We start from the raw sequence: 12256 nt of genomic DNA on the forward strand, positions 1-12256 counted from the left end.
GTGCGCCGGATGGCGCGCGGTTGCAACAGAAAGCAACAAATACCAGCTGTGGGGTGTAAACGACGTTATGCCACCACAGCCTGATGCTCACCTGGGCATCATCGCATCATCAATTGGCCGCGCTGGCTGCCGCCGCGCAGGATGCTCAGCACCAGCTGTGGCGGGCGCTGGCTGAAGCTGGCGCGCCAGCCGGCCAGGTCGGTGAACGCACCGCTGCTGGCGGCGAGAATCACGTCGCCACCGGCCAGGCCCGATTGCGCGGCGCGGCTGCCGCGTGCCACTTCGCTGACCAGCACGCCATTGATGCCGGCCTGGCGCAACGATTCGGGCAGGTCGACGAAGGTGGCGCCGTTCAGGCGTGGGTCCAGCGTGTCGCCGACTACCGCGCGCGGTTGTTCCTTCAAGGTGGCCTTGAGTTGCAGCGGCTTGCCGTCGCGGCGGACTTCCAGGTCGACCGTGCGGCCCACCGTGGAGAGGCCTTCGAAATTGTGCAGGGCCTGCGCGCTGTCCACGCGCTGGCCGTTGATGGCGGTGACAACGTCGCCGGCCTTCACGCCTGCAGCGGCGGCGCCGGAGCCGGCCAGCACCCGCGTCACCAGCGCGCCACGGGCTTCTTCCAGGCCCAGGCCCTGCGCGATCTGCGGGGTCAGGTTCTGGGTTTCCACGCCCAGCGTGCCGCGTACCACCACGCCCTTGGTGATCAGCTGTTCGACCACATCGCGGGCAAGATTGGACGGAATGGCCAGGCCCAGGCCGATGTTGCCGGCCATGCTGCCTTGCGGGTTGTAGCTGGCGGTATTGATGCCCACCAGCTGGCCGCTGAGGTTGACCAGCGCGCCGCCGGAGTTGCCCGGGTTGATCGAGGCGTCGGTCTGGATGAAGTTCTGGTAGCCCAGCCCGCGGATGCCGCTGCGGCCCACCGCCGAGACGATGCCGGAGGTGACCGTCTGGCTGAAGCCGAACGGGTTGCCGATCGCCACCACGAAGTCGCCCACGCGCAGCTGGTCGCTGTTGCCCAGCGGCAGCGCGGTGAGCTTGTCGGCCGGGATGCGGATCAGCGCGATGTCGGTGTCGCGGTCCGAGCCAAGGAACTCGGCCTTGACCGTGCGCCCGTCGGCCAGGGTGACCTGCACGTCGTCGGCGTTCTCGACCACGTGGTGGTTGGTGAGCACGTAGCCGCGGCTGGCATCGATGATCACGCCCGAGCCCAGCGACTCGTTGATGCGCTCCTGCGGCACCTGCGGGAACAGGCGGCGGAAGAACGGATCATCGAAGTAGGGGTTGCGCACCCGCACCACCTGCTTGGTGTTGACGCTGACCACGGCCGGCATGGCCTGTTCCAGCATGGGCGCCAGTGACGGCACCGCCTGCCCGGCGACCGCAGCCGGCAGTGCGGCGGTGGTGGGCAATACCGTGCCCAGCGTGGCGGCGCTGGCGCGGTTGTCCAGGTGGGCATTAATGGCGGTGGCGGTAAAACCACCAAAGGCGGCGGCCAGGGCCAGGGTCAGCAGGGTCGGGATGGGTCGCATTGCCGGGGGTTCCATGCGGGGGCGCCCGAGGGCGGCGCCGGGGTGGGGCGGGTTGCTGAACGCGAGTGTGGCGGGGGGCAGCTAAATCGGCAATGAAACTTCTGCAACGCCGCAATCCCAAGGCCGCCAAGCCCTGCACGAATTGCAATAGACAAGACGCAGATTTTTCGTTTGACATCACCCCGCCGGCGGGTAAGCTTGGCCTGGTCATCACCCACTAGATGTTGGGTTGATGTGAAAAGCGTCCCCAAGCAGTAGGGTTTAGTGCTCGGGGTGCAAGCACCCCAACGGAAGGCGTGCAATGACCGCGACAGTGATGCAGAAAACCGGTATTTCCCGGATTCCCCTCATCCCGCCGACAGGCGCGTAAGTACGCGCCTGCGCGTCGTTGTCTTTGCCGCCCGGCCTGTTCGGGAAAAGTTGAACGCACCGCAAGGTGCCCCAGGAGAATTTCCACAATCATGAGTACGGTGCGTCTGGAAGTGGTCAGCAATCAAACCAAGTCGGACATGATCCCTCTGCAACCTGCCTCGCAGGACATCTGGGAAAAGAAGTACCGCCTCACGACCAAGGCGGGCGAAGCGCTGGATGCCGATATCGACGGCACCTACCTGCGCGTGGCCCGTGCCTTGGCTGACGCCGAGGCCACCGACGACAAGCGCGCCTACTGGTATGAGCGGTTTGCCTGGGCCCTGCGCCGTGGCGCAATCCCGGCGGGCCGCATCACCTCCAATGCCGGCGCGCAGCAGCACAAGCCGGCTACCAGCACCATCAACTGCACCGTGTCGGGCACCATCACCGACTCGATGGATGGCATCCTGGAAAAGGTCCACGAAGCGGGCCTGACCTTGAAGGCCGGCTGCGGCATCGGCTACGAGTTCAGCACCCTGCGTCCGCGCGGTGCCTTCGTTGCCGGCGCCGGTGCCTACACCTCCGGGCCGATGTCCTTCATGGATATCTACGACAAGATGTGCTTCACCGTGTCCTCGGCCGGTGGCCGCCGTGGCGCGCAGATGGGCACCTTCGACGTGTCGCACCCGGACGTGAAGGACTTCATCCGCGCCAAGCGCGAAGACGGCCGCCTGCGCCAGTTCAACCTGTCGCTGCTGATCACCGACGGCTTCATGGACGCGGTCAAGAACGACGCCGACTGGCAGCTGGTGTTCCCGATCAACACCAAGGAACAGGCCGAAGTCGACCAGAACGCGACCGACCTGGTCTGGCGCGATTGGCCGACCCACGAGAACTACATCGTCCGCGATGACGGCCTGGTGGCCTGCAAGGTGTATGGCCACATTCGTGCCCGTCACCTGTGGGACATGATCATGGTCTCCACCTATGACTACGCCGAGCCGGGTTTCATCCTGATCGACCGCGTCAACGAGATGAACAACAACTGGTGGTGCGAGAACATCCGCGCCACCAACCCCTGCGGCGAGCAGCCGCTGCCGCCGTACGGCGCCTGCCTGCTGGGTTCGGTGAACCTGACGAAGTTCGTGCGTGACCCGTTCACCGACAAGGCCTCGTTCGACTGGGACGAGTACAAGGAAGTGGTGCGCGTGTTCACCCGCATGCTCGACAACGTGGTCGAAGTGAACGGCCTGCCGCTGGAACAGCAGCGCAACGAGATCATGCGCAAGCGCCGCCACGGCATGGGCTTCCTCGGCCTGGGCAGCACCATGACCATGCTGCAGATGAAGTACGGCAGCCCCGAGTCCTGCGAGTTCACCGAAGCCATTGCCCGTGACATGGCCGTGGCCGGCTGGGAAACCGGCCTGGAGCTGGCCCGTGAGAAGGGCGCCGCCCCGATCATGGAAGAGCAGTTCGCGGTCACCGCCGCGATGCTGCGCCAGCGCCCGGAAATGAAGAAGGACGGCTGGAAGATTGGCCAGAAGATCGCCGGCAAGGTGCTGCACGCCCGCTACAGCCGCTACATGCAGCGCGTGGCCACGGTGGCCCCGGAGCTGGTGGAAGAGCTGTCCAAGGTGGGTTCGCGCTTCACCCACCACAGCTCCATCGCCCCGACCGGCACCATCAGCCTGTCGCTGGCCAACAACGCCTCCAACGGCATCGAGCCCTCGTTCGCGCACCATTACAGCCGTAATGTCATCCGCGAAGGCAAGAAGTCCAAGGAAAAGGTGGACGTGTTCTCCTTCGAGCTGCTGGCCTACCGCCAGCTGGTCAACGCCAAGGCCATGCCGTTCTCCGACGAGGCCGATGCCAAGCTGCCGGACTACTTCATCAGCGCCGACGACATCTCGCCCAAGGAACACGTGGACGTGCAGGCCGCCGCGCAGAAGTGGGTGGACAGCTCCATTTCCAAGACCGCCAACGTACCGACCGATTACCCGTACGAGCAGTTCAAGGACATCTACCGCTACGCCCACGAGCAGGGCCTGAAGGGCTGCACCACCTTCCGTTTCAACCCGGCTGCCTTCCAGGGCGTGCTGGTCAAGGAAGCGGACCTGGAGAACACCACCTACCGTTTCGAGCTGGAAGACGGCCAGACGGTGGAGGTCAAGGGCAACGAACAGATTGAATACGACGGCGAAATGCACACCGCCGCCAACCTGTTCGACGCCCTCAAGGAAGGCTACTACGGCAAGTTCTGAGTGCCTTCATTGCCCGCCTGGCGCCTGCGCCGGGTGGGCATGACGGTGGTCTCACCGCCACCGGGTTGTTGCGCGCTTGTTTCACGTTGCATCGGCTTCGATATAGCATCGCCAACGTTAAAAGACCCGATGCCCTGAGGAGGGCTTTATGAGCAATGGTAATGGTGTGACCGCGACCGTAACCCAGGTTGCCGAGAACGTGAAAGAAACCGCAGCCAACGTGGGCGAGAGCATCGCCGCGACCGCCAGCGATGCGGTGGCGGCCGTCAAGACCGGCGCGCACAAGGTGGAAGCCGGTGCCAAGAAGCAGGTGGCCAAGGTCAAGAAGGCAGTGAAGAAGGCCGAGAAGGCCGTGGTCAAGAAGGCCAGCGCCGCCAAGAAGGTCGTGGCCAAGAAGACCGCTGCGGCCAAGAAGGAAGTGACCAAGAAGGTCAGCTCCATGCGCAAGAAACTGGAAGCTGCCAAAGCCAGCGCCCAGGCCGAAGCCGCTGACCTGAAGAAGAAGGGCGCCGGCAAGCGCGTCGCCGCCAAGAAAGCCGTTGCCAAGGTTGCCAAGAAGGCAGCGGGCAAGGTCGCCTCGGCCAAGAAGACCGTGAAGGCTACCGAGAAGAAGGTCGCCAAGGCCGTCGGCAAGAAGGCCGCTGCCACCAAGAAGGCAGTGAAGGCCACCGAAAAGAAGGTGGCCAAGGCCGTCGTCAAGAAGACCACCGCTGCCAGGAAGGCGGTTAAGAAGGTTGAAAAGAAGGCCGCCAAGAAGGTCGCCGCCGTCAAGAAGACGGTGAAGGCCACTGAAAAGAAAGTCGCCAAGAAGGTCGCCAGGAAAGTAGCCGTCAGCAAGAAGACGGTTGCAAAAAAGGCCGCTTCGGCGAAGAAGACGGTTGCCAAGAAGGCCACCGCCGTGAAAAAGGCCACCAAGAAGGCCACCCGCAAGTAAGCCACACCGCGCACCCCGTCCCGACGGGACGGGGTTGCTGCCAAACCGTATAGCAACGCATAACCAGGACTCGCACCATGGCCGTCAAGATCGACAAGAAAATCAAGGGCTATTCCGTCATCACTCCGGACGACAAGGCCCGTGACGCAGCCGCGGTGGCCAAGGCCGCGGTTTCCGTGGCGCCGGTCGAGTCCGTGACAGACAACATCGTTCACATGCACGAGCGCATCGAGCGCCCGGAAGTGCTGATCGGCAGCACCTACAAGATCAAATCGCCGTTGGTGGAGCACGCCTTCTACGTGACCATCAACGACATCGTGCTCAACCAGGACACCGAGCACGAGCTGCGCCGCCCGTTCGAGATCTTCATCAACTCCAAGTCGATGGAGCATTTCCAGTGGATCGTGGCGCTGACCCGCATCATGTCCGCCGTGTTCCGCAAGGGCGGCGACGTCACCTTCATCGTTGACGAAATGAAGGCCGTGTTCGACCCCAAGGGCGGCTACTTCAAGGCCGGTGGCGTGTACATGCCGTCGCTGGTGGCCGAGCTGGGCTCCATCGTCGAAGACCACATGAAGTCGATCGGCCTGCTGCACGACCCGGAAATGAGCGCCCACCAGCGCGCCCTGATCGCCGAAAAGCGCAAGCAGTTCGAAGACCGCTCAAAAAAAAACAGTGAAGTAACCGCAGCGCCGGCGCAAAGCGCGGCGCTCGCCCCCTCCCTTTCGCAAAGCGAAGGGGAGGGCCGGGGAGGGGTAGCTTCCGAGGTTTTCGTCCTTGAAGCCGATCCCGAAAGCGCCGACAACGGCAGCTTTCCGGCCGCCGCCACCATGTGCCACAAGTGCAGCACCAAGGCGCTGGTGATCATGGACGGCTGCCAGACTTGCTTGAATTGTGGGTATAGCAAGTGCGGGTAACAGGCTTGGGATTGAGGTGAAAGATGGGCCCAGCATGGGGACCCATGCAAGGCGTTGGCTGGATCCACAGTAGGTTCCAGCGAATTGAAGTCGGAGCACAAAGGGCCGCCCTCTGAGGAGGCCCTTTGTCATATTTGTCGTGGTGATGCCGCTGGTTGCGTCATGGCTCTGATAGGTCGGCGGTTGGGGTCATCCAACTCAGCGGGTAAGAGCGGCCCGTATCTGCGCTATGCCTTCGGCATTCGGCCACCCCTCGAATGTCTGCACGACATGGTCGCCTTGCATCAAATAGAACGTCGGAGTGTCGAGACGGGTGAGTTGCTGCCAATCACTCCATGTATACATCCGCTTCATGGACAGATCTGGGTGCGCGTTGTTCCAGTCCAGGATTCCTCTTCCAGGTAGCGACGGGTCTGGGGGGACAAGCAGTAGCAGGCGTTCACGCAGCCAGCGCAGATCCTCGTTTGATCCGATATCGGTCAGAGCGCGAGTCGAGAAGGCACAGGCGGGATGGATAACGGCGATGACCTGCAGGTGCCCGGCCACGGGCGTCCAGGTGCCGATGGTAGCTGTATGGTTCTCATCCAGAGACAGGTATCGCCATGGTCCGCTCGGAGTGAGGCTGGGGGCGGACGTGATGTGGGGCAGAAAGCCTGCCTGTCCACCTTCGACTTGTGCCAAAAGGCGGTTGGCATCGTCGAAGCGGGCGACCGTGACGAGAGCTCCCGCATAGGTGCGGGTATGCCAGTCGGTGGCCCTGCCGTCCGTCAACAGCTCCCGGTACAGACAACCCAAAGTATCCACGTCGTCTTCCGCCAGTGAGTAGAACTCTGCGAAGGCGGTAGCCCTGAAAAAGTCGTCGGCAATTGCCGTGTCAGCTATAGGGCGTGAGCAGACCGAGGTGCCGACAGCGAGCTCTCGATAGGTCGAAATGATGGCTGCCGAACGTCGTTCCCCGCTTTCATCGCGTAATTGAACATTTAGTTCAATCAAGCGATCGTATAGCGAGGTACTCTCTTTGGTTGGTGGATTTGCCATCAATCCGAAGACTGGAAACACCGCCATCCAGAAGATGGCGGTGCGAATTGGTGCATGAAACTGCATCAACAACCACTCATGCAAATGGAGCCGACGTCTCTGGAGCAAGTAGCACGGCCGGAGCACCAATAGTTCTCGTGATCCGCCATGATCCTGGATGCTGTCTCACGGCCAAATGCAGACATGATCTGCTTGTCTTCTTGCGTACTTGCTCGAAGTTTTGGCATGACGGACAGCGTGCTTTGCAGCCCAAATATCGAAAGAAGCTCGTAAGCCTGACTACTGGAGAGCTCTGATTCTATATCGGCGTAATAGAAAGAAGTGACGCCGGTTTCGTTGAAACGCAGCGAGTTAACAAAGCGTGCTTTTGCTGCAGGGGATAGTGCATTGATAGGAGATTCGGTGCTTATAGTTTTGGCAAGGAAGGCCGCCAACTGCACCGCGGAGTGTACTGGGGCATTTCTTCGCACTATCTGCTGCTGTTCAACATAAGAGCTGGCCAGTTGCATGGCAATCGTTTCATCTGCCCCGCGGTCTGGCTTGTCGTTTGCCGATGCTGTGCGATTCGATAGAAGGCCGAGTGTTGATATGACCAAGAATACGAGTAGATGCGATCTCATAAAAAATTCCTTTTAATATGATGACATCAGGATGCGCTGGTTACTCACGTGTGCGCGACAACGTTTTTAGTACGGATGAGGTGAATATGCAAGTTGTGTCGACGATACTGCGGAAAGCCGGGGTCAGAGTCGAGTTTCCCTCCCAGAAATAGGGGGAATAGGGGTCAGGGTCGGGTGTCCGCTCTGACCCTTTTTTGCTCTTGGTGAAGCTGGCAGTGACGTAGCTCGGGTAAGCGCAGCGCACCCGGGGAGTCGGTAGTCAACGAAGCCGGGCAGATGTTCGGCTTTTCTGTTCTTGCTGGTAACCATTGGCTTTCATGCAAACGGGCACTTCCCCGTCTCCGGTGTGATCTGCTGCCATTGTGATCATTACCAGACCCCGGGTGCGCTGCGCTTACCCGGGCTACGGTGGATCACAAGGCGGCGAGAGGTTTGCTTACGGATCGCGCGACGTGTGCTGCTTCGGTGCATGGCTACGCTTGAGCGATGGTCAACTATCGACGCAACCGCGTTGCTGGCGGCACGTACTTCCTCACCGTGACGTTGCGTGACAGGCATAGCGATTTGCTGGCGCGTGAGATCGATGCGCTGAAACGGGCATGGCGTAATGCGGCGCGCCGGGTGCCTCACCTGGTTCTGGCTGCGGTGGTGCTACCGGAGCATCTGCATGCGGTGATCCAGATGGATGCCAGCACAGATGACTATCCACGGCTGTGGCAGGACATCAAGAAGGGCTTCACCCGTAGAGTCTTCGCGCCGGGTCATCGATCCCCTTGGCAGGAGCGCTACTGGGAGCGAACAATCCGCGATGAAGCCCAGCTTCAAGCCTGCGTGGACTACGTGCACATCAACTCGTTGAAGCATGGCTGGGTGAAAGCGGTGCGCGACTGGCCGCACTCGACGTTTCATCGCTACGTCCGCGAGGGTTTGTTGCTGGAAGACTGGGCATGCGATGAGTCATCACCAGATGTTGGCTTTGGAGAGCCAGCGCGGTAAGCCGTAGCCCGGGTAAGCGCAGCGCACCCGGGAAATCGGTAGTCAACGAAGTCGGGTCGGTGCTCGGCTTTCTTGTTCTTGCTGACGACGAACGAGGTCAGCTTTCCTTCCAGTACAGATGCCTGGCCAGGTCGCCGCGCTGGGCTTGTCCAGGCCTCAGGTTTGAAGGCCAAGGTCAGAGTCCGGGTTCCGCTCTGGCCATTTTCGTTGAATTAACCTTGGGCCGCTAAGATTGGTTGGTCTAGCGTTGAAGGAATTCGACAGACGAAAGCGGGCGAGAACACGAGTGCCGCGCCCAAGCGGGCGAGAACCCGGACAAATCTCATGGTCATGCTGTCTGCCTTTCCCAATAGTCGGGTGATGGCAGTCAGCGGAGCTGATCGTGGGACGCAAATGGATTGTTGTGGGCGACCTGACCAGCAGCAGTGGTCGCGTCATTACCGGATCGCCATTTACCGACATAGAGGGAATGGCGGTAGCCCGCGTTGGCGATAAAGCCACTTGTCCGTTGCACAAGGGCATCTTCCCCATCATCACCGGGGACGGCAGCATTGTCATCGATGGTCAATCGGTTGCCTTGCATGGAAGTCATCTCGCCTGTGGCTGCAAGGTTCTGGCGACGCGACAATCGCTGGTGCATCTCGATGACGGTACTGCAGCGGGCGCTTCGGCATCGCAGCAGCTACCGTTAGCTCCAATACGCTTCGAAAAACCAGCGGTGTGCCTGGAATGCCTGCTTGCAGGTGCATCGAACAGCGCCCCGTTTCTGGTTCGCGCATGAGTGACTGGTACAAATTCGCGTTGGTGGATTGCGCGGGCGCACCGGAACGCGCTGGCACGCTGCAGCACCACGCCGGCACTGCCGGGCTGCAATGCCGCTGCCTGTTTGATGGGCAACCCGAAGCTGCGCATGCACAAGCAGCACCCTGGCTGATGGAGCTGCCGTTGGGCGGTGTCCAACAACCGGTGGATCATTGGTTGGCTGGTTTGGAACAGACCGAGGTGGGGCTTACCTTGCTGGCCTCTCGCGTTCCGTTCGAACCCTTGTTTGTTCATCTGCAACAGCAGCTGGACATTGCCCTGCCGGATGGAAGTCTTGCGCTGATGCGTTTCTATGATCCGCGCGCGTGGCTGCGCTATTGCCAGGTGCTGTCCTTGCCTCAGCAGATTGAGTTGCTGGGACCTGTGCTTGAGTGGCAAGTGACGCTGCGCGGCCAATCCCAGACCTTGTTCGGCGCCGACCTGCTGCGACAACAGGAGGCCGGCAATGCTTCAGCTGACGCCTGAGCAGTTTGCCAAGCTGTGCCTGCCGGAACCATGCGCATGCACGAACTTTGCAATTGCGTAAAGTGCGCGACGGTTGGATCGTTGACTTCGCGGCTGACGCCGCTCCTACAAAGATGCATCGCTTCGCGGTGGTGAGGTGGTTGTGGGAGCGACGTCAGTCGCGAAGTCGGCAAGCCATGCGCATCCACTGACTGTGCAATTGCATGAAGTGTGGGGCGGCTGGATCGTTGGCTTCGCGGCTGACGCCGCTCCTACAAAGATGCATGGCTTCGCGGTGGTGAGGTGGTTGTGGGGGCGACGTCAGTCGCGAGGCTGGCAAACCATGCGCATGCACGAACTTTGCAATTGCGTGAAGTGCGCGACGGTTGGATCGTGGGCTTCGCGGCTTACGCCGCTCCCGCACGTTTCAGGCGTCGTGCCTTTCCTGCAATGACCTTGGGAAATTGTTCACTGCACAGGGGCGATGAAGTGCAGCCAGTGACATCAGATGCGGTGATGGAAACATGACAGCAACGTTGGCAATAACCCGGCACAGGTAAAAGCGACAGCATGAAATTTCTTCTGATTCTTGTACTGGTGGTATCAGGCATGTGCACGTCCATGGCCTCCAATGCCAGTTCTTCGTATGCCGTGCAGCTGCAAGGCGCGCCTGCATTGCACTTGGCCGTAGCGGATGCGGACGTGGCCGCTGAAGACGCGCGGAATGGGAAGGATGCGCTGTACTCGGTGGCGTTCTTCCTGGTGGTGTTCGTTCTGATTGGATGGGGGGTTACTCATCTTTCGCGGGAAAGGACGCCCAAGGCCACGCCGTCGTTGCCGCGCGTGCCGGTGCAGATGCACTGGTATGACGGCACCCAGCTGCCCATCGCCGATTGGGGGCGGATCAGCGAAGACGCGCCCGCGCAGATGGATGCCGAGGCTGTGCATATCTACCGCACTTCGGCGGCAAGGGAATGGCTGGAGGCGCTCAATCACCGCCTTGGCGAGCACTACCGGATCACCGAGTCCGGCGATTTCCTGCTGTTGTCAAACCTGATGGACCGGCCTGGCGAGGTGTTCCTTGCCAGCTGCCAACGCCTGCTCGGGCGCATCCGTCGCAACCTGGGGGCACTTGCGGTTGAACAGGGCATGGGCAAGCACGTGGTGATGGTTTTCGCCGATGAGGATGATTACTACGCCTATGTCTCGCACTACTACCCCGAAGACGGCGAGTACGCGATGTCTTCGGGCATGTTCATCAAGGCTGGCTATGGGCATTTCGTGCTGCCGCTGTCGATCCTTGATTCGATGGAACCGGTGATCGCCCATGAGCTCACCCATTGCCTGCTGCAGCACCTGCCGATTCCGGCCTGGTTGAACGAGGGCCTGGCGGTAAACACAGAACACAGCTTGTATCCACAGCTGGCGGCGCCCGGCGCGCAGATGTATTTTCCGCATGAGATTGCCGCGCAACACGCCGCTTACTGGAACCCGGAGAGCATCCAGCTGTTCTGGTCCGGAAAATCCTTCCTCGCCGCAGACGATGGCAACCGGCTTTCCTACGATCTGGCCAAGAAGATCACCGCGCTTGCAGCAGGCGATGAGCGTGCGTTTCGCAAGTTCGTGGCTGCGGCGCAGATGAGTGATGGCGGCCTGGCAGCCGAGCAGCATCTGGGTTATCCAATCCAGAACCTGCTCGAAGCGGTGCTGGGTGAGGGCGACTGGGCGCCGAAGCCGGAGGCGTGGATGCAGGGGGTTGAGCGTGGGCAGTTCTAGTGCGGTAGTCAGTCGAGAAGTTGATACTGGTTCTTGCTGATGCGCTTTACGCGAATGAAGTCATGGTCACTTGGTGTGTTTACTTCAACCATTTCCTCCACCCAGTCTTCCGAATAGGCCATGCCTGATTCTGTATCGAAGCTGGGGTTCCAAGAAATTTCATAGATGGGCTGATCGCTGTCGGGTACATAACGAATACTGAAAACGTTCAGTAGCGATTGCCTGAGGGCTATGCGGTTGACGTGCTTCCAGAAGGCGGGGTGCCGTGCTGCAGACACCGCCGATGCGAAGGCCAATGCACAAGGTATTTCCGCGAACGCATCGTTAATGGTTTGCTGGGCGGCGGCCAGCTTGCGCTCCATGGGATAGATGGCAACGTATTCGACCAGAACCAGCGTGCTGCCGTACTGGAATTCGCAGGTCTCAGGTGTGGAGCCAGTCCAGTGACCCAGCATGTTCTGCGACAGAAGCGAGATGGGCATTGGTCCTGATTCCAGATGGCGGGCACCGGTTGTTGCGGGAGTGCCGCAATCTGTATGGCTAAGGGCAATTGTACCTGCGCCAATGC

At 60.8% G+C, this 12256-nt stretch carries 11 protein-coding genes; 7 read left to right on the top strand and 4 right to left on the bottom strand.

The window, feature by feature from the left end; all coding sequences use genetic code 11:
* Window positions 1-98: 98 nt before the first annotated feature.
* Complete coding sequence (locus tag BCV67_RS11385) at window positions 99-1529, bottom strand: Do family serine endopeptidase (RefSeq protein WP_062170300.1); 1431 nt, start codon at window positions 1527-1529, stop codon at window positions 99-101.
* 461 nt (window positions 1530-1990) lie between these two features.
* On the opposite strand from BCV67_RS11385, the gene BCV67_RS11395 reads away from it, so the two are divergent.
* From BCV67_RS11395 to BCV67_RS11405, 3 genes are all read left to right on the top strand, one after another.
* Window positions 1991-4141, top strand: a complete 2151-nt coding sequence (locus tag BCV67_RS11395) for an adenosylcobalamin-dependent ribonucleoside-diphosphate reductase (protein WP_062170297.1) — start codon at window positions 1991-1993, stop codon at window positions 4139-4141.
* Between the two features lie 148 nt (window positions 4142-4289).
* Window positions 4290-5075 (top strand): hypothetical protein, encoded by a 786-nt coding sequence (locus BCV67_RS20430; protein WP_062170295.1) that lies wholly within the window; start codon window positions 4290-4292, stop codon window positions 5073-5075.
* A gap of 77 nt (window positions 5076-5152) precedes the next feature.
* The gene (locus tag BCV67_RS11405) at window positions 5153-5992 is read left to right on the top strand and encodes an NrdJb (protein WP_062170293.1); all 840 of its coding nucleotides are present in this window, start codon (window positions 5153-5155) and stop codon (window positions 5990-5992) included.
* Window positions 5993-6190: 198 nt separating this feature from the next.
* Here the strand turns inward: BCV67_RS11405 and BCV67_RS11410 are convergent, their stop codons facing one another.
* Window positions 6191-7099: a hypothetical protein gene (locus tag BCV67_RS11410; protein WP_156455887.1), complete on the bottom strand. Its 909-nt coding sequence runs from the start codon at window positions 7097-7099 to the stop codon at window positions 6191-6193.
* Window positions 7096-7650 (bottom strand): hypothetical protein, encoded by a 555-nt coding sequence (locus BCV67_RS20110; protein WP_156455886.1) that lies wholly within the window; start codon window positions 7648-7650, stop codon window positions 7096-7098. Before BCV67_RS20110 ends, BCV67_RS11410 begins: the two co-directional genes overlap by 4 nt.
* A gap of 486 nt (window positions 7651-8136) precedes the next feature.
* Here BCV67_RS20110 and BCV67_RS11415 point away from each other — a divergent pair, with 486 nt between their 5' ends.
* From BCV67_RS11415 to BCV67_RS11425, 4 genes are all read left to right on the top strand, one after another.
* Window positions 8137-8646: an REP-associated tyrosine transposase gene (locus BCV67_RS11415; protein ID WP_062170289.1), complete on the top strand. Its 510-nt coding sequence runs from the start codon at window positions 8137-8139 to the stop codon at window positions 8644-8646.
* 382 nt (window positions 8647-9028) lie between these two features.
* Complete coding sequence (locus tag BCV67_RS19575; protein WP_082746638.1) at window positions 9029-9427, top strand: PAAR domain-containing protein; 399 nt, start codon at window positions 9029-9031, stop codon at window positions 9425-9427.
* Entirely contained in the window at window positions 9424-9933 is a 510-nt protein-coding gene (locus tag BCV67_RS11420) for a DUF4123 domain-containing protein (RefSeq protein WP_062170287.1), read from the top strand. The genes BCV67_RS19575 and BCV67_RS11420 overlap by 4 nt, the downstream gene beginning before the upstream one ends.
* Window positions 9934-10482: 549 nt before the next feature.
* Window positions 10483-11688, top strand: a complete 1206-nt coding sequence (locus BCV67_RS11425) for a hypothetical protein (RefSeq protein ID WP_156455884.1) — start codon at window positions 10483-10485, stop codon at window positions 11686-11688.
* An 8-nt stretch (window positions 11689-11696) separates the two neighbouring features.
* On the opposite strand, the gene BCV67_RS11430 is transcribed toward BCV67_RS11425, so the two are convergent.
* Complete coding sequence (locus BCV67_RS11430) at window positions 11697-12170, bottom strand: hypothetical protein (RefSeq protein WP_062170278.1); 474 nt, start codon at window positions 12168-12170, stop codon at window positions 11697-11699.
* Between the last annotated feature and the right edge of the window lie 86 nt (window positions 12171-12256).

This window comes from Stenotrophomonas nitritireducens, assembly GCF_001700965.1.
Lineage (GTDB): Bacteria > Pseudomonadota > Gammaproteobacteria > Xanthomonadales > Xanthomonadaceae > Stenotrophomonas > Stenotrophomonas nitritireducens_A.

Bases quoted from the DNA above. Each gene is read 5' to 3' on its own strand.
- BCV67_RS11395 (WP_062170297.1), top strand. From the start codon at position 1,991: ATGAGTACGGTGCGTCTGGAAGTGGTCAGCAATCAAACCAAGTCGGAC.
- BCV67_RS11430 (WP_062170278.1), bottom strand. From the start codon at position 12,170: ATGCCCATCTCGCTTCTGTCGCAGAACATGCTGGGTCACTGGACTGGC.
- BCV67_RS20430 (WP_062170295.1), top strand. From the start codon at position 4,290: ATGAGCAATGGTAATGGTGTGACCGCGACCGTAACCCAGGTTGCCGAG.
- BCV67_RS20110 (WP_156455886.1), bottom strand. From the start codon at position 7,650: ATGAGATCGCATCTACTCGTATTCTTGGTCATATCAACACTCGGCCTT.
- BCV67_RS11420 (WP_062170287.1), top strand. From the start codon at position 9,424: ATGAGTGACTGGTACAAATTCGCGTTGGTGGATTGCGCGGGCGCACCG.
- BCV67_RS11415 (WP_062170289.1), top strand. From the start codon at position 8,137: ATGGTCAACTATCGACGCAACCGCGTTGCTGGCGGCACGTACTTCCTC.
- BCV67_RS11385 (WP_062170300.1), bottom strand. From the start codon at position 1,529: ATGCGACCCATCCCGACCCTGCTGACCCTGGCCCTGGCCGCCGCCTTT.
- BCV67_RS11425 (WP_156455884.1), top strand. From the start codon at position 10,483: ATGAAATTTCTTCTGATTCTTGTACTGGTGGTATCAGGCATGTGCACG.
- BCV67_RS11405 (WP_062170293.1), top strand. From the start codon at position 5,153: ATGGCCGTCAAGATCGACAAGAAAATCAAGGGCTATTCCGTCATCACT.